Source organism: Pseudomonas sp. RC10 (assembly GCF_038397775.1).
GTDB lineage: Bacteria > Pseudomonadota > Gammaproteobacteria > Pseudomonadales > Pseudomonadaceae > Aquipseudomonas > Aquipseudomonas bambusae.
Genome location: NZ_CP151650.1, coordinates 3116437 through 3143127, shown reverse-complemented (window position 1 = coordinate 3143127; position 26691 = coordinate 3116437). Strand labels below are relative to the sequence as shown.

General features: G+C 60.5%; 19 protein-coding genes. 7 read left to right on the top strand and 12 right to left on the bottom strand.

Translation table 11 applies throughout. The features are described from left to right. Nucleotides 1–389: 389 nt before the first annotated feature. Nucleotides 390–3272: an EAL domain-containing protein gene (locus AAEO81_RS14525; protein ID WP_341964276.1), complete on the bottom strand. Its 2883-nt coding sequence runs from the start codon at nt 3270–3272 to the stop codon at nt 390–392. A 552-nt stretch (nt 3273–3824) separates the two neighbouring features. Here AAEO81_RS14525 and AAEO81_RS14520 point away from each other — a divergent pair. The 3 genes from AAEO81_RS14520 to AAEO81_RS14510 are packed head-to-tail and all read left to right on the top strand — an operon-like array spanning nt 3825 to nt 7721. Next, a complete protein-coding gene (locus AAEO81_RS14520) occupies nt 3825–4487 on the top strand; it encodes a (2Fe-2S)-binding protein (RefSeq protein WP_166595499.1) in 663 nt (220 codons plus the stop codon). Next, nucleotides 4487–5470: a xanthine dehydrogenase family protein subunit M gene (locus tag AAEO81_RS14515; RefSeq protein ID WP_341964274.1), complete on the top strand. Its 984-nt coding sequence runs from the start codon at nt 4487–4489 to the stop codon at nt 5468–5470. Before AAEO81_RS14520 ends, AAEO81_RS14515 begins: the two co-directional genes overlap by 1 nt. Nucleotides 5471–5486: 16 nt before the next feature. Then, nucleotides 5487–7721, top strand: a complete 2235-nt coding sequence (locus tag AAEO81_RS14510) for a xanthine dehydrogenase family protein molybdopterin-binding subunit (protein WP_341964273.1) — start codon at nt 5487–5489, stop codon at nt 7719–7721. A 192-nt stretch (nt 7722–7913) separates the two neighbouring features. Here the strand turns inward: AAEO81_RS14510 and AAEO81_RS14505 are convergent, their stop codons facing one another. Together AAEO81_RS14505 and rlmKL are read right to left on the bottom strand one after the other, a co-directional pair. Next, nucleotides 7914–9923, bottom strand: a complete 2010-nt coding sequence (locus AAEO81_RS14505) for a diguanylate cyclase (protein WP_341964272.1) — start codon at nt 9921–9923, stop codon at nt 7914–7916. A 157-nt stretch (nt 9924–10080) separates the two neighbouring features. Further along, on the bottom strand, nt 10081–12351 hold the full coding sequence (rlmKL, locus tag AAEO81_RS14500) for a bifunctional 23S rRNA (guanine(2069)-N(7))-methyltransferase RlmK/23S rRNA (guanine(2445)-N(2))-methyltransferase RlmL (protein ID WP_341964271.1): 2271 nt from the start codon (nt 12349–12351) through the stop codon (nt 10081–10083). Between the two features lie 571 nt (nt 12352–12922). Between rlmKL and rmf the strand changes: the two genes are divergently transcribed. Further along, complete coding sequence (gene rmf / locus AAEO81_RS14495) at nt 12923–13138, top strand: ribosome modulation factor (protein WP_010223328.1); 216 nt, start codon at nt 12923–12925, stop codon at nt 13136–13138. A 172-nt stretch (nt 13139–13310) separates the two neighbouring features. On the opposite strand, the gene AAEO81_RS14490 is transcribed toward rmf, so the two are convergent. Further along, nucleotides 13311–14333 (bottom strand): quinone-dependent dihydroorotate dehydrogenase, encoded by a 1023-nt coding sequence (locus AAEO81_RS14490; RefSeq protein ID WP_341964267.1) that lies wholly within the window; start codon nt 14331–14333, stop codon nt 13311–13313. Between the two features lie 444 nt (nt 14334–14777). Here AAEO81_RS14490 and AAEO81_RS14485 point away from each other — a divergent pair, with 444 nt between their 5' ends. The 3 genes from AAEO81_RS14485 (at nt 14778) to AAEO81_RS14475 (ending at nt 18190) form a co-directional block, all read left to right on the top strand. Continuing rightward, a complete protein-coding gene (locus AAEO81_RS14485; protein WP_341964265.1) occupies nt 14778–15989 on the top strand; it encodes a nitrate/nitrite transporter in 1212 nt (403 codons plus the stop codon). A gap of 20 nt (nt 15990–16009) precedes the next feature. Beyond that, entirely contained in the window at nt 16010–17704 is a 1695-nt protein-coding gene (locus AAEO81_RS14480) for a bifunctional protein-serine/threonine kinase/phosphatase (RefSeq protein ID WP_341964264.1), read from the top strand. Nucleotides 17705–17923: 219 nt separating this feature from the next. After that, nucleotides 17924–18190 (top strand): hypothetical protein, encoded by a 267-nt coding sequence (locus tag AAEO81_RS14475; protein WP_341964263.1) that lies wholly within the window; start codon nt 17924–17926, stop codon nt 18188–18190. A 134-nt stretch (nt 18191–18324) separates the two neighbouring features. Here AAEO81_RS14475 and AAEO81_RS14470 read toward each other — a convergent pair whose 3' ends face one another. From AAEO81_RS14470 to ppsA, 8 genes are all read right to left on the bottom strand, one after another. After that, complete coding sequence (locus tag AAEO81_RS14470) at nt 18325–19359, bottom strand: OmpA family protein (protein ID WP_166595491.1); 1035 nt, start codon at nt 19357–19359, stop codon at nt 18325–18327. Nucleotides 19360–19466: 107 nt separating this feature from the next. Next, on the bottom strand, nt 19467–20057 hold the full coding sequence (gene sigX / locus AAEO81_RS14465; RefSeq protein WP_341964262.1) for an RNA polymerase sigma factor SigX: 591 nt from the start codon (nt 20055–20057) through the stop codon (nt 19467–19469). 88 nt (nt 20058–20145) lie between these two features. Next, complete coding sequence (locus AAEO81_RS14460; protein ID WP_341964261.1) at nt 20146–20970, bottom strand: mechanosensitive ion channel domain-containing protein; 825 nt, start codon at nt 20968–20970, stop codon at nt 20146–20148. A gap of 2 nt (nt 20971–20972) precedes the next feature. After that, entirely contained in the window at nt 20973–21236 is a 264-nt protein-coding gene (locus tag AAEO81_RS14455) for a CrfX protein (protein WP_166595488.1), read from the bottom strand. An 87-nt stretch (nt 21237–21323) separates the two neighbouring features. Then, nucleotides 21324–22319 carry a zinc transporter ZntB gene (locus AAEO81_RS14450; protein ID WP_341964260.1) on the bottom strand — a complete coding sequence of 332 codons (996 nt, stop codon included), beginning with the start codon at nt 22317–22319 and terminating at the stop codon, nt 21324–21326. Nucleotides 22320–22356: 37 nt separating this feature from the next. Continuing rightward, complete coding sequence (gene rraA, locus AAEO81_RS14445) at nt 22357–22845, bottom strand: ribonuclease E activity regulator RraA (protein ID WP_341964259.1); 489 nt, start codon at nt 22843–22845, stop codon at nt 22357–22359. A gap of 220 nt (nt 22846–23065) precedes the next feature. Next, nucleotides 23066–24058: an alpha/beta fold hydrolase gene (locus AAEO81_RS14440; protein ID WP_341964258.1), complete on the bottom strand. Its 993-nt coding sequence runs from the start codon at nt 24056–24058 to the stop codon at nt 23066–23068. A gap of 178 nt (nt 24059–24236) precedes the next feature. Continuing rightward, the gene (gene ppsA, locus AAEO81_RS14435) at nt 24237–26612 is read right to left on the bottom strand and encodes a phosphoenolpyruvate synthase (RefSeq protein ID WP_341964257.1); all 2376 of its coding nucleotides are present in this window, start codon (nt 26610–26612) and stop codon (nt 24237–24239) included. Nucleotides 26613–26691 lie beyond the last annotated feature (79 nt).

The following is a 26691-nucleotide window of genomic DNA, read 5'->3' as shown; positions in this document are numbered from 1 at the left end:
CTTCGCGGCCGTCGTCCCTCCGGCTGCTCCCACACGGTTGCGCGCCGTGTTCGCGTTATTCGTCCAAACACGATCGTGTCCGGGTGCGACGGCTGCGAGTCATGGCCGCCACGCCGGACTGCCACAGGTGATTTGTGTCGTCAGCACAATCCCTGGACACCGCAAGTCTCGTGGGAGACGCCGGAGGCACGACGGCAGCGACAGCGGTGGGTCAGTTGCCGATCAATTGCCTGACCCACCACTTCGCGGCCGTCGTCCCTCCGGCTGCTCCCACACGGTTGCACGCCGAGTTCACGTTATTCGTCCAAACACAATCCTCTGTGCGTGTTGCCGATGGCCGCGAGTCATGGCCGCCCACTGAGCGGCCGCAGGGGTCATGAACCGATGGGTCAGAGCAACTCACTCAAATCCAGTTTCTCCTGTGGCACTGGCATCGAGAAGTAATACCCCTGCGCCTGCCCTGCCCCCATTTCACGCAGCAATTGCAACGTATCGGCGTCTTCTACGCCCTCGGCGACCACCGTCAGCCCCAGCGATTCGGCCATGCGCACGATGGCGCGGACGATGGCGCGGCTGCGGGAGCTGGTGGTCAGTTCGAGGGTGAAGGATTTGTCGATCTTCAGGCCGCTGAAATGGTACTGGTGCACGTAACTGAGCGACGAGAACCCGGCGCCGAAGTCGTCGAGCACGGTGGAGACGCCGTTGTCCGCCAAGTGCTTCATGGCCTGACGCGCCAGTTCCGGTTCGGCCACCAGCGCCCCTTCGGTCAATTCCAGACAGATGCGCGACGGCGCCACGCCATGTTGCGCGAGCAGTCCCAGCACTTCGCCAGCGAATTCCGGTCGGCTGATGCTGTAGCTCGAACAGTTGACGTGCACGGTCGGCCAATGGGCATGACTGGGCTGCGCCAACATCGCCACCACCTGTTGCAGCATGTAATAGTCCAGCCGTCCAATCAGGCGCAGGCCTTCCAGCGCGGGCAGGAACAGCCCCGGCGCGATCACTCGGCCATCGGCCTGACGCCAGCGGATGAGCGCTTCCAACGCCAGAATTTTGCCCGTGGCAACGTCGATGATCGGCTGAAAATAAGGCAGCAATTCGTCAGTGCGCTTGAGGGCGTTACGCAACGCACCCTCTTGCTCCATCTGGTCGGACACCTCGCGCCGCACTTCCTGGTTGAACACGGCGTAACTGTCGCGCCCGGCGTTCTTGACCCGGTACATCGCCGTGTCGGCATCTCGCAACAGGTCGGCCGGCTCTTTGTGGAATTGCAGATCAGCGCCGACCACCCCTATGCTGCACGACGAAAACACCGCATGTCCGTCGATGTAGAACGGCACATCGAATGCCAGCAGGATGCGCTCGGCAATCGCCACCGTGACGTCAGGCGGCGCGGAGTAGGCCAGTACCGCAAACTCATCGCCACCCAAGCGCGCCAGCAGGTCACTCTCGCGCATGCAACTGCGCAGTCGGTCAGCCGCTTGAATCAGCAACAGATCCCCCGAATGATGTCCAAGGCTGTCGTTGACCATTTTGAAGCGATCCAGGTCGATGAACATAACCGCGAGGTCCTGACCGTGAGCGCAAAAATCCTGCCACGCGCCTTGCAGACGGTGCTGCAAGTGGCTGCGATTAGGCAACCCGGTCAGGGAGTCGTGAGCGTTTTCGTGCTGCAACTTGGCGTTGGCGTAGTCCAGCTCTCGGGTGCGGTCCTGCACCCGGGCTTCCAGCCGTACGTTGGCCGTGTGAATGGCTTCCGCCGCGCTACGACGGGACAGCGCCGTGTCGATGTGCCGCGAGACGAACGTCAGCAAATCCTGATCACGCAGCGAATAACTGACATGGGGCGAATAACTCTGCACCGCCAGCACGCCGCGCACGGTGTCGCCGTCGAACAGCGGAATCCCCAGCCAGGAACAGGAACGGTTGATTTCGTTTTGGATGGTGATTTCGCCGGTGCCTTCCAGACGCCGCGCTTCGGCACTGTCGATCAGGCATGGGCGGCGCTGACGAATCACGTACTCGGTAAAACCGCGCTCACCGCGACGTGGATCGGGGCGGCGCACCAAACGTTCGTCGACGTAATACGGAAAGGTCACCTCGTCCGTGGCGTCGTCGTACAGCGCAATGTAGAAGTTCAGGGCAAACAGCAGTTCGCCGACAATCCCGTGCAGGCTCTTGAACAGGTCGGTCATGTCCCCCGGCTGGCTGGACAGTTCAGTGATCTGGAACAGCGCGCTCTGCAAATGCTCGGCCCGCTCGCGGTCGGCCACTTCGTTACGCAGGGCGTCGTTGAGCCGCGACAGCTCCAGCGTGCGGCGCACCACGGTTTCTTCCAGGTGCGCCCGATGCAGGATGCGGTCCAGCGCCATCGCCACGTGACGCGCGACCACCAGAAACAGCTCTTGATCCTCGACGCTGTAGACCCGTGACAGGTCGTAGACTTGCATCGCCAGCATGCCGAACACGTCGTCGGAAGCGTTCTTCAGCGGCGCCCCCATCCAGAATTCGGGCCGATGCCCCACGCAATAAAACCGCTCCTGAGACTGGGCGCGTTCGATTCCAGCCGCGTCGACAAACAACGGCTGCTCGGTGGTCAGCACATAACCGGTCATGGACAGCCGTTCCGGATCGAGAAACTCTTGGGTCTCGGCTTCCAGCGCGTCGACATCGGTGATGTCGATGTAATAGGGATAGGTGATCTTGCCGCTGTGGCCTTCGTACAGCGCCAGATAGAAGTTCTCGGCGTCGATCAGGGTCGACAATTGCCGGTGCACGCCTTGCAGAAACGCCGGGCGGTCACGGGTCGAACTGGCCAGATAGGTGATTTCGTACAGCACCCGTTGAGTGGCTTGGGCCCGGGTCAGAGCATCGGTCTGCAACCGCAGTCCCAGTTTGCTTGCCAGGGCCAGTAAAAACGGATTGCTCGACTCGCGTTCGGGGGTCAGTAACCAGCCCAGCGGGCTTTCGCCATGCCCGGTCACCCAGCGGTGTAATCCATGATCACGACAGAAAGCGTCGAAGCCTTCACGGGGAATGAGTGACGGCCACTCGGTCGCGGCATCGCCCTGCCCCAACAAATGCATGTGCCGGTTGGCACGGTAGGCGGCCCAGCTCAATCCGGGGGTCGCGCTGGTCGCAGCTTTCAGCACTGCTTCGAGAGAGTTTTCGTCGATCATCGATGTCGCATTTTCCGAACCATCATCTGCCAGACACGCTGTTTCCTCGGTCGCCGGCGAGCGCTGAACGGGATTCGTGACGTGGGAATTCATAGGCGCTCCATTGCCAGCGTGGGACTGAGCTATCTTCATGGGGTCTGACTGAGGGATGCAAGCGCCATATTCGTTCCAGCTGCCTATAAACGACGAAAAAAACGCGATTTCACGACATTTCACGTGACAGTTGCCTGAGTCTCAGTTCTATATCGGCAGTCAACCGTTGAAATGAAAGATTTTCCGCGCACGCTGGTCAGATCGACCCACATCAAATGATCGTCTTTCGACTGCTGACCTTTCGAGGTTCTCGCCTGTCTAAAATCCTTGCCAATTATCCGCAACCAACCCCATTGCCTCAGGTCATTAACTCTGGGGTGATGCTGCTCCCACCAGTGATAACGCTTTCTTCGCAAGACGTCGATGCCAAACGCAACGAGTACATCGGGGGATTGGCGAGAAATCTTCAACAGTGCATGCAGTTATTCGAATGAATGCTCGGTTCGCTCATTGTTTATCGTGGGTGACTTGACGCTTTCAATGCCGCAGATGCCCGTTCGCTGCTCAACCGTCAGCGCCGGGCCTGACTCAATGCTGACGAGGAACCTGTCCATGACCGATCAGCCTGATCACAAAGAACCTGTGTCCGACCTCACGGCCTTCACCGTGCCGTCGCGACGAAATTTCCTGAAATCCATTGGCGTGTCCGGCCTCGCGGCAGCCACGGCTCCGATGTGGACCCAAGCCCTCGAAGCCCAGGCCGCCGTGGCCGACGACGTCGATCCGCCCGCCAAAGACGAACGGCGCATGACTCTCAAGGTCAACGGCCAGGCCCACACGCTCAACCTCCCGGCCAATGCCGCATTGCTGGACGTACTGCGTGATCGCCTGCAGCTGACCGGCACCAAGAAAGGCTGCGACCACGGCCAGTGCGGTGCGTGCACCGTTCACGTCAACGGCACGGCCATCAATTCGTGCTTGTCGCTGGCGGCCATGCACGAAGGCGACGAGATCACCACCGTCGAAGGTCTGGCGAAGGACGGCAAACTGCACCCGGTGCAGGAAGCGTTCTGGGAACACGACGCCTACCAGTGCGGTTACTGCACCAGCGGCCAGATCATGAGCGCCGTGGCGGTGTTGCAAGACAAAAACATTGGCAGCGACGACCACAGCGTGCGCGAAGCCATGAGCGGCAATATCTGCCGATGTGGCGCCTACAAGAACATCCTGGCGGCCATTCAAAGTGCGCGGATCAAATTGCAGGAGGTGACCTGATGAGAGCCCTCGATTATGTGCGCGCCAGCAGCGTTGAGCAGGCCGTGGCGGCCCACTCGAAAAGCCAGACCGCCTTCTTTCTCGCGGGCGGCACCACTCTGCTGGACCTGGTGAAGCTGGACGTGATGCCCGCCGACCAAGTCATCGACGTCAATCACCTGTCCCTCAAGCAGGTCGAGGTGCAGAAAGACGGCAGCGTGCGCGTCGGCGCGTTGGTGACCAACACCGCCCTGGCCCACCACCCTTACATCGTCGAGCACTACCCGGTGCTGTCCCAGGCGTTGCTGTCCGGCGCCACCACGCAGTTGCGCAACAAGGCCACCACGGCGGGCAACGTCATGCAGCGGGTGCGCTGCAATTATTTCCGCGACGGCCATTCGGCCTGCAATAAACGCGAGCCGGGCTCGGGCTGTGCCGCCATCGACGGTCATAACCGCAGCGTGCATGCGGTGTTGGGCACCAGCGATCAATGCATCGCGACCCACCCGTCGGACATGTGCGTGGCGATGGCCGCGATTGGCGCGAAGGTCGAGGTGCAAGGGCCGAAGGGTTCACGCAGCGTCGACTTTCTCGACTTCCATCTGCTGCCCGGCTCCACGCCGTGGAAAGAACACGCCTTGCAGGATGACGAGTTGATCACCCACGTGGTGCTGGACGCGCCGCTGGCCAACAGCAAGTCCGGTTACCTGAAATTGCGTGACCGCGCCTCGTACCAGTTCGCCCTCGCTTCGAGCGCGGTGATTCTGGTGATGGACGGCAACACCGTGCGTGAAGCGCGCATCGCGATGGGCGGCGTCGGCACCAAGCCGTGGCGTGCCCTGGAAGCGGAGCGCGCCTTGAAAGGCGCGACGTTGACCCCGCAAAACATGGAAAAAGCCGCCGCCCTTGCGTTGCAGGGCGCCAAACCGTACCGCCACAACGCCTACAAGATTGCCCTCGGGCAGCAGGCGATCGTGCGCAACCTCAGCACGCTGACGGCCTGATCGGGAGGATCGAGACATGACGGATTCAAACATGATCGGCGCGGCGCCCCGGCGCATCGACGGCCGACGCAAGGTCACCGGCACCGCGATGTATGCCTCTGACCATCACCTGAAAAACATGGCGTACGGCTACGGCGTGTTCAGCACCATTGCCAGTGGCAAGGTGACCGGGCTGGACCTGGACGCCGCGCGCCAATCCCCCGGCGTGCTGGACATCTTTCACCACGGCCATTTCCCTGAGCTGTACCACAACTCGACATTGCCGATGTCGTTCGCGCAGATCCTCAAGGCCGCCAAGTCTGACGAAAGCCGTCTGCCGTTCGAAGACGACACGGTTTACTACGCCGGGCAGTTCGTCGCGCTGGTGGTGGCCGACACCTTCGAACACGCACGAGCGGCGGCCTATAAAGTCAAGGTCAGCTACAGCAAGACCGATGCGGTGGCCAACCTCGACCAAGGCATGAAGGCGGGCAAGCTGCAGGACGGCAGCCCCGGCCACAGTCGTGGCGACGCGGGTGCGGCATTCGACAGCGCCGCCCACAGCATTGATGCGACCTACACCACCCCCGTCGAAACCCACAACCCGATGGAAATGCACGCGACCGTCGCCAGTTGGGAAGACGGCCGGTTGATCGTCTACGAGGCCAGTCAGGGCGTGGTTGCGCATCGCAATTCGCTGGCGAAGATTTTCGGACTGATCCCGGAAAAGGTCGAAGTCCGGGCGCCGTTCATTGGCTCGGGCTTCGGCAGCAAGCTATGGATCTGGCCCCACTCCGTCGCCGCCAGTGGCGCGGCGAAAGTGCTCAATCGCCCGGTGCAATTGGTCGTGCCTCGCGAACAGATGTTCACCACCACGGGGCACCGGCCGGAAACCCGTCAACGCTTGCGCCTCGCCACGGATGACAAGGGCAAGCTGGCGTCGGTGCGTCACGAATCGATCAACACCACGTCGTTTACCGACCCGTACAAGGAAAACTGCGGGACCTCGACCAAAAGCCTCTACAGCTGCGCCAACGTGCTGACCAGCCACAAGATCATTGAGGTCAATCGCGGCACGCCGACGTCGATGCGTGCGCCGGGGGCCGCGCCGGGTCTGTTCGCGCTGGAGTCGGCGATGGACGAGATGGCCGACAAGATCGGCATGGACCCGCTGGCCTTCCGCAAGCTGAACGTCTCCGAAAGGGACGAAAGCCAGAACTTGCCGTGGTCGAGCAACCATTTGCAGGCGTGCATCGATCAGGCCGGCGAGCGCTTTGGCTGGAGCAAGCGCGATCCGAAGCCGGGCTCAATGAAAGACGGTCACGAGATCATCGGCTACGGCATGGCGGCTTGTAACTGGGACGCCTACCGCACGCCTGCGGAGGCGCAAGTGTCGTTGCGCGCCGACGGCACGGCCTATGCGATCTGCGGCGTGCAGGACATCGGCACCGGCACCTACACCATCGTCGCGCAGGTGGTGAGCAGCATCACGGGCATCCCGCTGGACAAGATCGAGGTCGAATTGGGCAACTCGTCGTTCCCGCCTGCCCCGGTGTCCGGTGGTTCCTGGGCAACGGCCAGCGTGCTCCCCGCGATTGCCGAAGCGACGCGTCAGGCGGTCGAGCAATTGAAGGCGCTCTCCACGGCACCCAAAGGCGTGTTTGCCGGGGCCAAGGCCGAGCAGGTCAGCTTCGAGCAGGGTCAATTGAAGAGCGGCGACAAGACCTTCGCGATTGCCGACGTGCTCAAGGCACAGAAGCAGTCCAGCGCCTTTGGTGAAGCGAAGACCGGCATGAATGACACCAGCAAGCATTCGTTTCGATCGTTCGGGGTGCACTTCGTCGAGGTGCGTTGGGACCCGGGCATATCCCGCCTGCGTGTGGCGCGGGTCGTCAGTGCGATCGACGTCGGCAAGGTGATTAACCACAAGACTGCACTGAATCAGGTGGAAGGGGCGATTGTGATGGGCGTCGGCATGGCGCTCTTCGAAGGCACGGACTTCGATGAGCGCAACGGCATGCCGGTGAACAACAACTACGCCGAGTACGTGGTGCCGGTGCATGCGGACCAGCCGGAGATCGACGTGATTCTGCTCGACTACCCGGACTATGAACTGAACGAGTTCGGGGCGCGGGGGATTGGCGAGATCGGCATCACGGGGTTGGCCGCTGCGGTGGCGAATGCCGTGGCCCATGCCACCGGCAAGCGGATTCGTGATTTGCCGATCACACTGGACAAGCTGATGGAGTTGCCACCGACGATGAGTGCGTAAAGCAAGGTTGTGCCATCCGCACTAATCCGGGATGCCACTGTTCCTGTGGGAGCGAATTCATTCGCGAACAATCGTACATTCGGCACACATGCGTCTGATGTATGAATGCCTCGCGAATGAATTCTCTCCTTCAGGTTCAGCGGTGTGATTCAGCTCCCACGGGAACCTGCGAACAGGATCAAAAGCAGCGGATCAGCTCGACTCCGGCTGGATCCGGTCGCGACCCGCCATTTTGGCGGCATACACCCCGGAATCCGCCCTCAACAGCAGCGCGTCGGCGCCCTCGCCTTCGCGCCAGCTGGCAATGCCGAAACTCGCGGTGACCCGTCCCACGCCGTCGACTGGCTGCGTGCGCAGGGCGGACCACAGCTCCACCGCCAACCCGTAGGCCTGATCGCTATCAGTGTCGGGGCACAGGACCATGAACTCTTCCCCACCGAGCCGGCAAAAGACGTCACTGCGCCGCAACCGATGACACAGCCGCTCGCAGATGGCCTGCAACACATGGTCGCCAACGGCATGGCCCAGTTGATCGTTGATGGCCTTGAAATGGTCGATGTCCAGCATGACCACGGAGAACATGCCACCGTACTGTTCGACACGGAACACCTCGGCCTGTAGCCGCTCCTGAAAATAACGCCGGTTGTAGACGCCCGTCAGCGCATCCGTCACGGACATGGTGCGCAGTTCTTCCTCTACTCGTTTGCGCTCGGTGATATCCAGGCACACGGCCAGGTAGCCGATCCATTGATCGTGCTCGTCGAGGACCGGGCTGACCTGCATGTTGACCTGCAAATGGCTGCCGTCATGGCGCACCAGCGTCCAGTCATTGGCCTGATGGCCGTGCTCTTGCACCGCTTCGATCAGCATGACTTCCACGGTGTCGACCACCCGGTCATAGCGCTGGCTCAATTCATTGACATGGGCCGCCAGCTCGGAAGGCAGGTGCAGCTCACACAAGGTCCGGACGCCGCAGATGTCCGAGCTGTCGTAACCGAGCATTTTTTCGGCGCCGATGTTGAAGGTGGTGATCAGGCCGTTCATGTCCGTGGCAATGATTGCCACCTGGGTGGCCGCGTCCAGCACATTGCGCAACTGACTGTGGGCGGTGCGCAGTTGCTGTTCGCGCTGGCGCAGCTGCATCGTGCTTTGCTCCACCATCCGCAAGGCGCGCTGACGCTGGCTGATCAACACGTACAGCAACGCACTCAGCATGAAACTGAGCAGCGCGCCGAGGATCACCAGGCTGTCGTTGGACGAAGGGTTGGCACCGATGAAGACGGAGGTCGGTCGCACTTTCAACTGATAGATGCGGCCCGCAAAATTCAGGGTTTTGGTGATGGAGAGGTCGCTGGCCGCTGCGTTGGCGGCTGACTGATACAGCACGTCGGATTCCGGCGCTCCCGTGATGTCTTCGAGCGTGAGGTTCAGGTTGTCCTCGGCACTCAACGGCAAGCCTTCGGTCATCATTTTATGGAGGCTGATGACCGCCACCAAAAATCCCTGCAATGCCCCCAGCGAAGAGGTTTCGGGGTGCGGGCGGGACTGAACGGGGGCCACCAGCAAAATACCCTTGCTGTTTTCCGTTTCGAGACCTACCAGGTTCATGTGCGGTGAAGCGGCCATTTCGCCGGTCCAGATCGCCCGCTCAAGGGTCTCCTGCCGCACACGCTCGGAATTCACGTCAAAACCCAACGGCAATTCGAGGGTGCTTCGGCTTTGAGAGAAACGCACCGGGTAATAAACCGGGCGCCTGTTCGCGACCGCCAGGCTGCTGACCCCATCCAACTCTCGAATGGAATAGTTGCGCACCCCAGCATCCCGAGCGCTCTTCTCGAACGCTTCGCGATCATTGTCCAGAACTTTTGGCGCCCATGAGTACGCCTGGGTGAAGGTCAACAGAGGGCGGGCGAAGCCGTTGTACTCCTGTTCGGAAACGTCATCGGAGTACACGAAGAACCGGCGCAGGCTGTCCAGTCGTCGCAGTTGCCCCTCTAAACGGTCCTGAATGCGGCTGACTCGCTCGGCGGCGAGCAAGTCGAAGCGTTGACGCAACTGACGCTGATACCCCTCGACGTTGGCCAACGCCAGCAGCGCGGTCAGTACGGTACCGGCAGAGAAAACAAGCGCGGCAACCGCCCACGACGACGTGTCTTCATTGATGAAGCCAAGGATCTTCGTGCTGGACCGGTTAGACGACATAGGCTGAACTCATGGCGCCACGTGCTGCCGTGGCACGTGGCCAGAGTTAACTTATAGCTATTCGCCATTAGTTTGCCTAGTGCTGCGCGTCCATCAGCATCTCGCGACCCCGGATGCCCGCCGTTGCAGCGGGTGCCGGAGCCGGCGCGGTATCGATTCAGCGCGCGGTTATCTTCCAGGCGCGGTGGATCTTGCCGTTTCGCGTGAAGTCCGGATCGATGGTCTGCTGAGTGATTTCCTCGACCGCGTACCGTTCGGCGAGGTTTTCTTCCAGCTGGAACTTGCGGAAGTTGTTGGAGAAATACAGCACGCCGCCGCTGGCCAGACGCGCCATCGCCAGGTCGATCAGCTGTACCTGATCGCGCTGCACGTCAAACACCCCTTCCATGCGCTTGGAATTGGAGAACGTCGGCGGGTCGATGAAGATCAGGTCGTATTCGTCGCGGCTCGCTTCCAGCCAGGCCATCACGTCGCCCTGCTCCAGACGGTTCTTGTCGGAGAACCCGTTGAGCGACAGGTTGCGACGTGCCCAGTCCAGGTAGGTTTTCGACAGGTCGACACTGGTGGTGCTGCGAGCGCCGCCCTTGGCCGCATGCACGCTGGCGGTCGCTGTGTAGCAGAACAGGTTCAGGAAACGCTTGCCCGCCGCTTCGCGCTGGATGCGCATCCGCATCGGGCGGTGATCGAGGAACAGACCGGTGTCCAGGTAGTCGGTCAGGTTGACCAGCAGCTTGACGCCGCCTTCGTTGACCTCGTTGAACTTGCCTTGGGCGCTCTGACGTTCGTACTGCTTGGTGCCGCTCTGGCGCTCGCGGCGTTTGACGATGACGCGGCCCTTGTCGATGTTCAACGCCTGGGGAATGGCCGCCAAGGCATCGAACATGCGGATCGACGCCTTTTCCGGGTCGATGGACTTCGGCGCGGCGTATTCCTGGACGTGCACCCAGTCGTGGTACAGGTCGATGGCCATCGCGTATTCCGGCATGTCGGCGTCGTACACGCGGTAGCAGTCGATGCCTTCGCGCTTGACCCATTTGCCCATGGCCTTGAGGTTCTTTTGCAGGCGATTGGCGAACATCTGCCCGCCTTCGCTGAGGCGTGGCTGCTCGATCACCGGCGCCGGGGCGGGCGTGGGTTTGATCGGGTTGCCGTTCTTGTTGAACTTGCGCTCCTGCGGCTCATCCGGGGTCTGGTCGTAGGCCGCCTGTTCGCGCTCGGCCTGACGCTGCTCGGGGGTGCGACGCTCGCCGGTGACGAACTGATCCGGCAACACCTTGATCAGCAGCAGCTTGCAGGGCAAAGCGCCGTTCCAGAACGCGTATTGCTTGTGGCTGCGGATGCCCATGCGCTTGCCCAGGTCCGGCGCGCCGGTGAACACAGCCGCTTCCCAGTTCAGACAGGCCTGACGCAGACGCTCGCCCAGATTCTGGTAGAGGTACAGCAGGCTCGCTTCGTCGCCCAGACGTTCGCCATACGGCGGGTTGCAGATCACCAGGCCTTTCTGGTTCTGGTCCGGACGCGGCTCGAAGGTCGCGACTTCGCCCTGGTAGATCTTGATCCACTCGGACAGCCCGGCGCGCTCGACGTTGTTGCGACCCGGCTGGATCAGTCGAGGATCGGCTTCGTAGCCGCGAATCCACAGCGGCGGCTTGGCCAGACCGGCCTCGGCGCGGGCCTGGGCTTCGTCATGCAGCTTGCGCCACAACGCCGGGACATGGCCCAGCCACGCGGAAAAACCCCAACGCTCACGCTTGAGGTTCGGTGCAATATCGGCAGCGATCATTGCCGCTTCGACCAGGAAGGTGCCCACACCGCACATGGGGTCGGCCAGCGCGCCGCCGTCCGCCGCGATACGCGGCCAGCCGGAACGAATCAAAATGGCCGCCGCGAGGTTTTCCTTCAGCGGCGCCGCGCCCTGCTGCAAGCGATAGCCGCGCTGGTGCAGGCTGTGGCCGGACAGGTCCAGCGAAAGAATCGCTTCGCCTCGGTCAAGCCGCAGGTGGACGCGCAGGTCAGGGTTGAGTTTGTCGATCGACGGACGCAGCCCATCCGGGGTGCGCAGCCGGTCGACAATGGCGTCCTTGACCTTCAAGGCGCCGAAGTGGGTATTGTCGATGCCCGAACCATGCCCACTGAATTCCACGGCCAGGGTGCCGTCCGGTTCCAGATGGTCGGCCCATTCGATGTCATGCACGCCGTGGTACAGGTCTTCGGCATCTTTCATCGGGAAGCGTTTGAGGACCAGCAGCACGCGGTTGGCCAGACGCGACCACAGGCACAGCCGGTAGGCGGTTTCCATGTCGGCGCTGCCCCGAATTGTCGAGGTGTGTTCGCGGGTTTCCTGGAGGCCAAGTGCGGTGGCTTCCTCGGCGAGCAGGCCCTCAAGGCCTTTGGGACAGGTGAGGAAGAGTTCGTATTGGTCCGACATGAGATTTCCAGAGCCTTCGGCTATGTGGCGGGACAACGCATCGTCCGGCCCGATTCAACAGACGTCTTTCGTGGAGACGTCCGGGTGGCACACGGTTGTGCCGCTCCGCCGCGTCGAATGATTTCGAGTACGGCAGTTATGCCCGCCAGAACGTCCAACAGGCATGTTTGTTCTTAAAAAACCGCTATTCAGCCCGACGACGGCAGTAATAAAAAGTCACATCCTTGACCCTTCGTCGTTTTAAATCTGACGTCAAACAGCCATCAGCTGTCCATGAGAATGACTCGCAAATTTCATCAAGACCCTCGGTTCAGGGGGCTTCGCGAAAAAAACACGCTCGAAACGATTCAATGCTTATGGTCTTAATGCCTCAACGGTTACGTTCTTATGACAAAACGGTCATTCACAGCATCCGAACCATTGGTTAGAACTCACCTCAGGCCTTCGTCGCAACGACGAGGGCACCATCGCCCGCGACGCCGGCAGCGGGCATGCAAAGGCAGAAGATTCTGCCCGACCTCGACATGAGGTCTCCAGGGACATAACAGTCAACAAACGAGGGCAACACCCTATGAGAAGACTTAAGCGTGATCCGTTGGAAAGAGCTTTTTCGCGCGGATATCAATACGGCGTAACTGGTAAATCCCGTGAGCTTTGCCCATTTACTCTACCGTCGGTGCGCCAAGCCTGGATCAATGGCTGGCGGGAAGGACGCGGCGACAACTGGGACGGTATGACCGGCACTGCGGGTATACACAGACTCAACGAACTTCACGCGGTCGGCTGACACTCAAATTACCAAAGGTACACTTCGACTTATCAGAATTTCTTCGAAAGAATCGACAATCTGCGTCGTAAACACCTAACCATGCACGCCCCATCCGGGCGGCGGGCTCAGGCCCAAGAGGGGCTCCATTACGGAGCCCCTCTTTATTGGGTAAAGGGTTTGTATCGGACGTTTAGCGAGGCATTGCCGCGATGGCATCCACCGATTCGCGAATCAGCGTCGGGCCTTTATAAATGAAACCTGAATAGACCTGCACCAGACTCGCCCCCGCTGCGATTTTCTCGGCAGCGTGCTTGCCTTCCGTGATGCCGCCTGCTGCGATGATCGGCAGTTTCCCACCGAGCTCGCCCGCCAGCACCTTGACGATGTGAGTGCTCTTCTCGCGCACCGGGGCGCCGGACAGACCGCCCGCCTCGTCGCCATGTGGCAGCCCTTCGACACCCTGACGGCTCAGCGTGGTGTTGGTCGCGATCACCGCGTCCATGCCCGACTCCAGCAGCGCACGGGCCACCAGCACGGTTTCTTCATCACTCATGTCCGGCGCGATCTTGATCGCCAACGGCACACGTTTGCCGTGAATCTGGGTCAGCGCATCCTGGCGAACGCGCAACGCTTCGAGGAGTTGCTTGAGGGAATCGCCGAATTGCAGGCTGCGCAGGCCCGGCGTGTTCGGCGAGCTTACATTGACGGTGATGTAACTGGCGTGGGCGTAAACCTTGTCCAGACAGATCAGGTAATCGTCCACGGCGCGCTCGACCGGCGTATCGAAGTTCTTGCCGATGTTGATGCCCAGTACGCCGGTGTATTTGGCGGCCTGCACGCGGCTGACGAGGTTGTCGACGCCCAGGTTGTTGAAGCCCATGCGGTTGATGATGGCTTCAGCGTGGGGCAGACGGAAAATCCGTGGCTTCGGGTTGCCGGGCTGCGGACGCGGGGTCACGGTACCGATTTCAACGAAACCGAAACCCAACTGGGCGAAGCCGTCGATGGCCGCACCGTTCTTGTCCAGACCGGCCGCCAGGCCCACCGGGTTCGGGAACTGCAAGCCCATGACCGTCACCGGCAACCGCGCGGGCGCCTTGTTGAACAGGCCATTGAGCCCCAGACGCCCTCCCGCACCGATCAGGTCAATGGACAGGTCGTGGGAAGCTTCCGGGGAGAGTTTGAACAGTAACTGGCGGGCCAGGTTATACATGGGCGGGCGCGGCTCGTTTGAGGCTGAAGTCAGCCGCGGATTATAAACGTCCACGGGGGGCCAGCGCGAGGCATGTCGCGAACTTTGCGCGGGGCGGCGCAAAAGCCTGCGCAATGATCACACCTGGAGCACGGCATCCTCATCTCTGCACCAAAAGCGGGACAAAAGTGTTCGCCACCCGCCGTGATTCTTGCGAGACATCAACCGCAGCGGCGATGGCCCGCGTTTTGCTATCTCAATCTCACAGGTAGCCAACGGCGGTTGCCCACACACTCGACAAAGACGTCGCTCACCCCTTCGCACAACGCGGACAGGGTGGCGGCGTTTTTTCGTTTGGGCCCGAAAAAAAACCGTGAAGCGCCAGACACGCTTTTCCCGCAACCAACCCCGCAGCGGTGCGAACGACAGGCGCACCGGCGACGATTTCCGCAGATGAGGTGTGAGATGACGACAAGCTTCTGGAAAGCCGGACACAAACCCACGTTGTTTGCAGCGTTTCTTTATTTCGACCTGAGCTTCATGGTCTGGTATCTGCTGGGGCCGTTGGCGGTGCAGATCGCCGCTGACCTGCACCTGACCACCCAACAGCGCGGACTCATGGTCGCCACGCCGATTCTCGCCGGGGCGATTCTGCGCTTCCTGATGGGGATGCTGGCGGATCAACTGTCGCCCAAGACCGCAGGCATCATCGGCCAGGTCATCGTCATCGTTGCCCTGCTTTGTGCCTGGCAACTGGGCATCCACAGCTATGAACAGGCGCTGCTCCTCGGCATTGCGCTGGGCATGGCGGGCGCGTCGTTCGCCGTCGCCTTGCCGCTGGCATCGCAGTGGTATCCGCCACAACACCAAGGCAAGGCGATGGGCATCGCCGGCGCTGGCAACTCCGGGACTGTTTTCGCGGCGCTGATCGCCCCGGTATTGGCTGCGAGCTTCGGCTGGAGCAACGTGTTCGGCTTTGCGGCCATCCCGCTGGTGCTGACGCTGGTGGCCTTCTCCCTCATGGCCCGCAATGCGCCAGAGCGTCCACCGCGCAAAGCCATGGCGGACTACTTCAAGGCGCTGGGCGACCGCGACAGCTGGTGGTTCATGTTCTTTTACAGCGTCACTTTCGGCGGGTTCATTGGCCTGGCCAGCGCCCTGCCCGGCTACTTCAACGACCAGTACGGCCTGAGCCCGGTCACGGCCGGTTACTACACCGCCGCCTGCGTGTTCGGTGGCAGCCTGATGCGTCCGCTGGGTGGCGCGCTGGCAGATCGTTTCGGCGGCATCCGCACGTTGTCCGGCATGTACGCCGTGGCAGCCATTTGCATCGCTGCAGTGGGCTTCAACCTGCCAAGTTCATGGGCAGCGCTCGGGCTGTTCGTTGCCGCGATGCTGGGCTTGGGCGCAGGCAACGGCGCAGTCTTCCAACTGGTGCCGCAGCGGTTCCGCAAAGAGATCGGCGTGATGACCGGGCTGATCGGCATGGCGGGTGGCATCGGTGGTTTTCTGTTGGCAGCGGGCCTGGGTGCGATCAAACAGAACACGGGGGATTACCAATTGGGCCTGTGGCTGTTCGCACTGTTGAGCGTCCTCGCCTGGTTCGGCCTGATGAATGTCAAACGCCGCTGGAGAACCACCTGGGGGTCGGCGGCTGTCACGGCTGCGCGCGTTTGACGGGCTAAAAGGAACGGACGATGAATCAGCCCGCGATGCCGCCACCCGCCGCGCCCACCGGCCTGCAACTGCGCTTTGCCGAGTTCAGCGCTTGCGGCCCTCGTGCGGAGAATCAGGACGCCACGCGAATGGTGACCCCGGTTCCGTCACTGGCCGCCAGCAAGGGCTATCTCTTTGCAGTGGCCGATGGCGTCAGTCAGTGCACCGATGGGGGGCTGGCCTCGCGCTCCACGCTTCAGGCTCTGGCGCTGGATTACTACGCCACGCCGGAAACCTGGGGCGTGGCGCAAGCCCTGGATCGCTTACTGTCGGCGCAGAACCGCTGGTTGCAAGCCAACGGGCTGCTGACCACTCTCAGTGCACTGGTCCTGCGCGGACGTCGTTTCACCCTCGCCCACGTCGGCGATTGCCGGGTGTATCGATGGCTCGACGGCACGCTGGAACGGATCAGCGAGGACCACGTCTGGGAACAACCGGACATGCGGCATGTGCTGAAACGGGCGTTGGGGCTGGACCAGTACGTGGTCATGGATTATCTCGACGGCGAACTGCGGCAGGGAGAGCGGCTGCTGCTGATCAGCGACGGCGTGTGGGGGGCGTTGAGCGACAGCACTGTCCGCTCGATTCTCAGCGAGCAGGATGACCTGGATGCCGCAGTCAACGCGCTGGTCACAGCGGCGCATTTGGCGGGCAGTCAGGACAACGCCACCGCGCTGTTGATTCAGGTGGACCAGGTGGGAGCTGACTCCCTGGGCGATGCGCTGATTCAGCTGCAACAATGGCCTTTGCCACCCAGTCTGCGTGCCGGGCAATCCTTCGAGGGCTGGCGCGTCGAAACGGCATTGGGCGACTCGCGTCAGTCGCTCTTGTATCGGCTCAGGGACGCACACGATCGCCCTTGGCTGTTGAAAACGTTACCCACCTCCCGCCACGATGAACACGGTGCTGCACAGGCGCTGTTGCTTGAGGAGTGGTTTCTGCGGCGCGTCGCCGGGCGCTTCTTTCCCGACGTGCATCCGTTGCCCGAACGCCAGCACCTGTATTACGTGATGCGCGAATACTCAGGCCAGACGCTCGCTCACGCCTTTGCCCAACACGGCCCAATGGACTGGGCGCAGTGGCACACGCTCGCCCGGGACTTGATAAGCGCCCTGGGCCTGCTGCATCGGCGCAATATCTTCCATCGCGACATCAAACCGGAAAACCTGCTGATCGATGAGAACGGCGAGCTGCGGGTGCTGGATTTCGGCCTAGCGTTCTGTCCCGGCCTGTCCATCGATGCCGCGGGCGATGTGCCCGGCACGCCGAGTTTCATTGCGCCGGAAGCCTTCAACGGTTCGCCCCCGGGCCCGTCTCTGGACCTGTACGCCGCCAGCGTCGCGCTGTATTTCCTGCTGACCGGACATTACCCCCACGGCGAAATCGAAGCCTTCCAGCGCCATCGTTTCGGACAGCCCGTCCCGGCAAGCCGTTATCGTCCTGACACCCCCGAGTGGCTCGAACGTCACCTGGACAAAGCCTTGCAAGCCGATCCAGCCAAACGTTTCGAAACCGCCGAACAGTGGCTGCTGGAACTTGAACGGGGAGAACTGAGCCTGCTGGACGCTCGCCCCAAACCCCTGCTGGAACGCGAGCCATTGAAAGTCTGGCGCGGGGTCGCGCTCGTCTCGCTGCTCCTGAACATGCTGCTGTGGGTCTGGGTGATCAAGCACTGAGGGCGATCTTATGTCGCTCAACGGACAGCAATCAACCCAGTGCCAAGACGCCGTGGTGGCGTCGATCCCCAGGGCCAGAACATCATCTTCAGCCTGATGCTCGCCGATGTGCTGGCTCAGGTGTATGGGGTTTAGCGTATTTCGTGTTATCGGCCACTTAGCCTTTGCAAGCGTGCCTCGAACACTGGATGAAGCGGCGCGCAGTCAGGGCTGCACAGGGTGGGAAACGTTCTGCCGCCGACCTTACCGATGGCGCGTCGAGCCTTGGCAACGGGGCTTGCTATCACTTGGGGCCGGGTGATTGGCGAGTTTGGCATTGTGATGGTGTTCGCCTATTTCCCGCAGGGTATCCCGGTGAAGCTCTTTGTCAATTTGCAGAATGATGGCGTTGACGCGGTGTATGCATGGGTGTGGTTGTTATTGCTGGTGACACTGCGGTTTCCACTGTGGTGTCTTGCGAAGTTTGCCAACAATACCCGCTATTAAATTGCCACTAACCAGGCAGTTCATTGGCTTCAATACCGATACATGGGTGCGACAATTCGCCACATACCAAACCGTTCAGACTCCAGAAAAGAAAAACCCGGCCGAGGCCGGGTTCTTCTGCAAAGCGGGGCTAATTACTTAGCTTGAGCTTCGACTTGTGCTTCTACGCGACGGTTAACAGCGCGGCCAGCCTCGGTTGCGTTGTCAGCAACTGGACGGGATTCGCCGTAGCCAACCGAGTTCACGCGGTTAGCGCCAACACCGTACTGGTTAACCAGAACTTGCTTAACGGCGTTTGCACGACGCTCGGACAGTTTCTGGTTGTAAGCGTCAGGACCGACGGAGTCAGTGTGACCTTCAACAGTGGTGGTGGTTTGTGGGTACTGCTTCATGAAGTCAGCCAGGTTTTTGATGTCACCGTAGCTGTTTGGCTTGACGACCGACTTGTCGAAGTCGAATTTCACGTCCAGCTCAACACGTACGACTTCGGCAACTGCCGGGCAACCGTTGGCGTCAACGGTAACGTTGGCCGGGGTGTCTGGGCACTTGTCGACGTTGTCGCACACGCCGTCGTTGTCGCTGTCGGAGCACACTTCAGCTACTGGAGCCGGTGCTGCTTCAACTTTCTTCGAGCCGCCGCCGAAGTTCACACCGATACCGACGCTTGGCGCCCACTCGGTGTCACCCTGGTCGATGTTGTACTGAGCTTCAACGCCAGCACGGGCGTAGAAGTTGTCAGTGAAGTACAGCTTGGCACCGCCGCCGATGTTGGCGAAGGTGGAACGGTTACGACCGCCGCTGCCGTTCTGACCGATGCTCTGATCGGAGAAACCAGCCGAGACGTATGGACGCAGCATGTCGCCCGGGTTGTTGAAGTGGTACAGAGCGTCCAGAGCGGTGTTCGCGCCCTTGATGTTCTTGCCATCGTCGCTGCGCACGTTGTGCACTTCGTCGTAGCCCAGACGCAATTCAACGTCGTCAGTCAGGAAGTAGCCTACAGAACCGCCGAACAGGTTGCCGTTATTTTTGAAATTACGAGCGCTGTCGAACTGTTCTTTCTTGGCGAAGCCTTCGATTTCGACTGCGCCTTGGCCTTGTGCCAGCGCGCCGAACGAAGTTGCGGCAACAATAGTACCAATGGCCAAGCCCAAGGTGTTTTTCAGTTTCATCCGTTAAATCCCCATCTGGTGATTGTAAAGCGGTCTCCCTTATCAGGAGACAACTCATCGGCAAGTCTATCAGAACTTGCCTGCTCGTTAGAGATATTTGCTCCGAGTTAAGTTTCGGTCACGCCTGCAAATTTCTCGCGTAATTTATCAAGTGCTCGTTTGTAGCGCATTTTCGTCGCACTCAGGCCCATGTGCATTATGTCTGCGATCTCCTGAAATTCCAGTTCTGCGACGAATCGCAGCACCAGGATTTCCCGGTCAATCGGGTTCACGTGCACCAGCCATCGACCGAGCCCGCCCTTTTCTTCTGGTTTTGGCGTCTTGTCTTCAGACGCTTCCTCGAGTGGGTCGAGACTCAAAGCGTCCATCAACCGACGCTTCCGACGCTCCTTTCTGTACTGCGTAATGCATTCGTTATACGTGATGCTGTAGAGCCAGGTTTTGAATTTCGATTTTCCCTCGAAATTTTTCAATCCATACAACACCTTAAGCATCACCTCCTGACAGACATCGTCAGCATCGCGATCGTTCCCCAAATATCGCGCACAGACGTTAAAAAGTGTCCGTTGGTAGCGCCGCATCAGCTCCTCGTAGGCCCGAGTCACGTGAAACAACTCGGCGTGCGAGCGCGCCACCAGCTCCTCATCGGAGAGCTCGCGGGGGTCGTATCGCTGTGAGAGCGGTTGGGGTTTATTCAAAACAGGCCGTGCCGACAGTCAGGTAAATGTCCACCGCGTCTCGGTTCTCCGGGAATTTGCGGCGGCATACATTAGCAGATTTGCCGGTTCAGCGGCTGCTCACCCGCTGTTCGAGAAGGATTCGGTTCGACAACGACACCAGTTCACCTTCCTCGGTCAGCAGCGTGGTTTTCACCGTGCCAATCTCTTCGATCTGCCCTTCGACCTCTCCAACACGCACTTGTTGCCCTACCTGATACAACTCTCTCACGTAAATTCCTGCCAGGATCTGGCTCGCGATTTCGCGGCTTCCCAGCCCCATGGCCAGCGCCACGGCCAGACCAACGGTAATCAATCCGATCACGATGACGTGGTTCAGCAGGTCGGTTTTCACCTCCAGCTGGCTGATCGCCACCGAAATGCTGATGATGATCACCAGCCATTGGGCGATACGCCCCAGCCCTGCCGCGTAATCCAGACCGACGCCTTCCGCTGCGCCCCGGACGATACCGTTGACCAACTGCGCCAGCAGAACCCCCACCAGCAACACCAGCGCCGCGCCGAACACTTTCGGCAGATACAGCGCCAGCATGTCCAGTGTCGCCGAGACCCGCTCAAGGCCGAGGGATTCTGCCGCCGACACCAGAAAAATCAACAGCACGAACCAATACACAATCTTTCCGATCAGCGTCGAAATCGGGACTTGAATCCCTGCGCGGCTGATCAGTTTGGTCAGGCCGGTGCCGCCCATTAGGCGGTCCAGCCCCAGTTTTGCCAACAACTTGGACAGCAGGGTGTCGAGCAGCTTGGCGACCACGAAACCCAGCAGAACAACCACCAGAGCCCCGAAAAGGTTCGGGATGAAGTTCGCGACTTTGGTCCACAACGCAGTCATTGCGGTGACCAGGCTCTGTGTCCAGAGATCCAATTCCATATTCAATCAGCCTTGTCTTGAGCACCGTCAAACGGGGTGCCGGCAATCGTCGCCTTGCGACGGGAAACAGGTGAAACGTGAGCCGAACCGTTGTTCACGGCAATCATCAGGGCTTGCGTGCAACGGCCGAGCAGGCCGAACAGGTCACCGGCACCGACCTGGCGGTTCGCTGTCTTCAAAACTCGCCCCAGCACCGCGTCATCGTCCCGGCTGGAGGACGAAGAATTGAGCATGTCTCTCAGTGATTCTTCAAACGGGTCGTGCATGGGCACCTCACGTGATGTCACTGGAAGACGCAGGCAGTTTTGCACGAGTCACACGACGAAACCGGATCAACGCCTTTTTTTGCCCTCTCATACCCAGCGCAGACGCTTGAACAACCACATTTGCCCCACCGCGACCACGACCATCAGACCGCATGCCAGCATAAAGCCGTGGGGGTTCTCCGACCCGGGAATACCCCCCACGTTGATCCCCAACAAACCGGTGAGAAAGCTCATCGGCAAAAAGATCCCGGTGACGATCCCGAAGCGGTACATGGTCCGGTTCATGCGCTCGTTAAGGCGTCTATCTTCGGCCTCCAGCACCAGCCCCACGCGCTCGCGGGTCAATTCGAGTTCTTCCAGATACCGGGTCAGGCTGTTGTTCAACTCGTTCCAGTAATCAGCATCGTCCTCGACAAACCAGGGCATCTTGCTGCGGGTCAACTGTGCGTAGATTTCACGCTGCGGCGCGAGAAAACGACGCATGCCCGCAGCCCGTCGGCGGATGTGCACCATGTTGCCGTGTTCGGGCATGTACCGTTCGTCGGCGTCTATGCGTTCTTCCATGTCGTCGACCAATTCGGTCAACTCGCTGACCACCGCCTGAACCTTGTCAGTGAGCAACTGAGCCAAATACACCAGCAGTTCGGACGCGGTCTTCGGCCCCTTCCCTTCTCTGAGCAAGTCGATCATTTCGTCGGTGGCGCGCAACGACCGAAGGCGCAGGGAAATGACCCGTTGCGCTTCGGCAAAGATGCGCACCGACACCATGTCTTCGGGCTCAGCCCCGGGGTTCAGGTTGACGCCCCTTAAAAACAGCAGCAATTCGTTGTCCGGCAGTGGCAGGAGTCGCGGCCGTGTGTTCTCTTCAAGCATGAGGTCGCAGACGAACGGCGTGAGGCCGCTGGCCGTGCGCAACCACGTCTGAGTCTGCGGATGGCTGCGATCCCAATGGAGCCACACGCTTTCGTGAGGCTCCAACTGCAGGCCATCCAGATCGGTCCGGGCGATTGAACGCGCACCGCCTTTCCCGTCCAGCACCAGGGCATGTACCAGCCCCCATTGCGCGTTGTCTTCGTCGAACATTCCAATCCTTGCGTGGGTGGACCGCATCAAAATTCGATCAGTCCGGCATTGTCAGCGGGCTTGGCGAGACGATGATGCCGTTGTTGTCGGCATACACGTATTCACCCGGGCGGAACGTCACACCGCCGAAGCTCACGACGACATTCAGATCACCGAGGCCGCGCTTGTCGGTCTTTAGCGGGTGGCTGGCCAATGCCTGCACACCGAGATCGGTCTGTGCCAGGACATCGACATCACGTACGCAGCCGTAGATGACCATGCCTTCCCAGCCGTTTTTCGCGGCCTTTTCTGCGAGCAGATCACCCAGCAAGGCGCGTCGCAGCGAACCACCGCCATCAACCACCAGCACCTTGCCTTTGCCATCCTGTTCGGCCTGCTCACGCACCAGCGAATTATCCTCGAAACACTTGAGGGTCACGATCTGGCCCCCGAAAGAGTCGCGACCGCCAAAGTTGCTGAACATCGGCTCGACCACCTGAACCAGCTCAGGGTAGGCGTCGCACAAATCCGGTGTGATGTAGTGCATGAGAAGCTCCTGTCAGTGAAGGCATCGTTTCCAAGGGTGACCCGCCGAGGCAGATCCGGATGGCTCGCACGTCTGACCGCGCCCGCCATCGCAATGCTTCCTTATATAGAACAAAAACCTGACCGACGAGTGCTGTGTACCGCATCGCCTCGGTCATCCACTCAACCGCGTGTAGCTTAGCCCCAGACGCCCGACATAGAAATGCCTGACGCCTCCTTCATCAAGAAGTTGCCGACATGTTCAGCGTTGATTCAGGCTGTACGGCATCGATTCGACGATTCAGCCACTCCACGACCCGAGGCCAGACCTGCGCCTGGGCAGCCTTGCTCACTAACATTTGCACATGGCCGAAGTCTTCGGTGAACCCCTGCTCGCGTCCTAGAAGGAGAAACGCCTTGTCTTCTGAACCGAACTGCTCGAACAACTCGCGGCAGGCCCACTCGGGGTCTTGATGATCACCGACAGCAGCCACGCACAAGGTCGGCACATCGACATGACGAAGGCCGGACCACCAGTCGTCCTTTTTGTCGCCAAAGCGGCCGAAAAGACCGTGCCAGCGCAGGCTTTCAAGAATGACGCCCATGGGCTCGTCTTCAGGACCGCGCTTGAAGCGGGGACCGGACACATGCTCGAAGCGCTTGAGCAGCAAGCGCGCGCTCCAGGTCAACGGTGGGACCTTGAGCGGCCAGTAATTGCGGGTGATCTGGCTGCCGAACAATGCGACCGACGCGGCATGGCTGCTGTCCATGTAATGGCCGCCGAGGGCTGCCGCCAGCGTGGTGCCCCCGAGCGAGTGCCCGATCCAGTGTGGCACTTGACCGCTTTGTTCGGCGACGAAGGCAGCGATGGCAGGCAGATCGTAGCGAGCGTAGTCGGCCACGCGGTTGTGGCGATACGCCTCGTTGCGGGCCGACAAGCCATGGCCGCGCATTTCCGGAATCCATACGTCGAACCCGGCGCGAGCCAGATGAGCGCCCAAGCCGATGCCTTTCGGCGAATACCAGAAGCGGCGGTTGGAAAAGCTGCCATGCAGCAGGATGACCGGCACGCCGCGCACATCGGGCGTTACCACCCGACCAAGGCGCGTCACGGCCAATTCGACCGTGAAATCCAGGCTGTTGCCGGGTTTGAGGCGGTACACGTCCTCAATCAGATCGCCACGTCGCTCGGCACTGATCAAGGCCACAGGAAAGAGAAGACTGCTGCTTTGCATATTGCGTTTGCTTGACTCGAAAATGGCGCCGCATCAGGGATAGCATGCTGAGGCTGTCGCAGCGCTGAAGTTCCGGGACGAATCCCGAATGAAAAAAATGTCATGAAAAAAGGGCGGAATCATCGAGACCGCCCTTCTTCATGTGGACCGGCCCGCCGAAACGGGCCCGCATCTTACCTCATTTTGGTGCTTCTTCTTCGGACAGGAAGAACCAGGTCTCCAGCACCGAATCCGGGTTCAGCGAAACGCTTTCGATGCCCTGCTCCATCAGCCAGCGTGCCAGATCCGGGTGATCGGACGGGCCCTGACCGCAGATGCCGATGTACTTGCCGGCCTTGTTACAGGCTTGAATGGCGTTGGACAGCAATTTCTTGACCGCCGGATTACGCTCGTCGAACAGGTGCGCGATAGTCCCGGAATCACGGTCCAGACCCAGCGTCAGTTGAGTCATGTCGTTGGAACCGATGGAGAAACCGTCGAAGAACTCGAGGAATTCCTCCGCCATCAAGGCGTTCGATGGAAGCTCGCACATCATGATCACACGGACGCCATTGTCGCCACGGGCCAGACCGTTCTCGGCCAGTAGATCGACCACCTGGCTCGCCTCGCCCAAGGTGCGCACGAATGGCACCATGATCTCAACGTTGGTTAGACCCATCTCATTGCGCACGCGCTTGAGGGCACGGCATTCCAGTTCGAAGCAGTCTCGGAAGTTTTCGCTGATGTAACGCGAAGCACCACGGAAGCCCAGCATCGGGTTTTCTTCTTCCGGCTCGTACAACTTGCCGCCGATGAGATTGGCGTATTCGTTGGACTTGAAGTCCGACAGACGCACGATGACCTTTTTCGGATAGAAAGCCGCCGCCAGCGTGCTGATGCCCTCGACCAACTTCTCGACATAGAAACCGACCGGATCGCTGTAACCGGCGATGCGCTTGTCGACGCTTTCCTTGACGTCCAGCGGCAGGTTCGGGTAGTTCAGCAGCGCTTTGGGGTGCACGCCGATCATGCGGTTGATGATGAATTCCAGACGCGCCAGACCAATACCGGCATTTGGCAGCTGGGCAAAATCGAAGGCACGATCAGGGTTACCGACGTTCATCATGATCTTGAACGGCAGTTCCGGCATGGCGTCGACGGAGCTTTGCTTGATATCGAAGCCCAGCTCGCCTTCGAAGATATAACCGGTGTCGCCCTCGGCGCAGGAAACGGTCACGCCCTGGCCATCTTTCAGCAGTTCGGTGGCGTTGCCACAACCGACGACCGCCGGGATGCCCAGTTCACGGGCGATGATCGCCGCGTGACAGGTACGGCCGCCACGGTTGGTGACGATAGCACTGGCGCGTTTCATGACCGGTTCCCAGTCCGGGTCGGTCATGTCAGAGACCAGCACGTCGCCGGCCTGGACCTTGTCCATCTCGGACACGTCCTTGATGATCCGCACCTTGCCCGCGCCGATGCGCTGGCCGATGGCGCGACCTTCCGCCAGAACAGTGCCCTTCTCTTTCAGGAGGTAGCGTTCCATGACGTTGGCCGAGGTGCGGCTCTTCACGGTTTCAGGACGGGCCTGAACGATGTAGAGCTTGCCGTCGTCACCGTCCTTGGCCCACTCGATGTCCATCGGGCACTGGTAGTGCTTCTCGATGATCATCGCCTGGCGCGCCAGGTTGCTCACTTCTTCATCGCTGAGGCAGAAGCGCGCGCGATCTGCCGCGTCGACGTCGATGACCTTGACCGATTTCCCGGCCTTGGCTTCTTCGCCGTAGATCATCTTGATGGCCTTGCTGCCCAGGTTGCGGCGCAGGATCGCAGGACGACCGGCTTCGAGAGTGCCTTTGTGAACGTAGAACTCGTCCGGGTTGACCGCGCCTTGTACCACGGTTTCGCCCAGGCCGTAGGCGCCGGTAATGAACACGACGTCACGGAAACCGGATTCGGTGTCCAGGGTGAACATCACGCCTGCAGTGCCGGTTTCGGAGCGCACCATTCGCTGAACGCCAGCGGACAGGGCCACCAGTTTGTGGTCGAAACCCTGGTGGACACGGTAGGAAATGGCGCGATCGTTGAACAGCGACGCGAAGACTTCTTTCGCGGCGCGGATCACGTTGTCGACGCCGCGAATGTTGAGGAAGGTTTCCTGCTGACCGGCGAAGGACGCGTCAGGCAGGTCTTCTGCGGTGGCGGAAGAACGCACGGCAACGGCGATGTCCGGATTGCCTGCCGACAGGGCAGCGAAGGCAGTGCGGATTTCAGCGTTGAGTTTCTCGGGGAATTCAGCCTCCATGATCCACTGACGAATCTGCGCACCGGTTTTCGCCAGTGCGTTGACGTCGTCGACGTCGAGGGCATCGAGTGCCGCGTGAATCTGATCGTTCAGACCACTCTGCTCAAGAAAATCACGATAGGCCTGAGCTGTAGTGGCGAAGCCACCGGGGACGGAAACGCCTGCGCCCGCCAGGTTGCTGATCATCTCGCCGAGGGATGCGTTCTTGCCCCCCACATGCTCAACATCATGCTTGCCGAGCTTATCGAGGGAAACTACGTACTCTACCAAGGTGATCTCTCCACTAACCGATTTGTTGTTGGGAAAAGCGTTGGCGCTGGAACCACAGGTAAAACGGATCCTGCGCGCT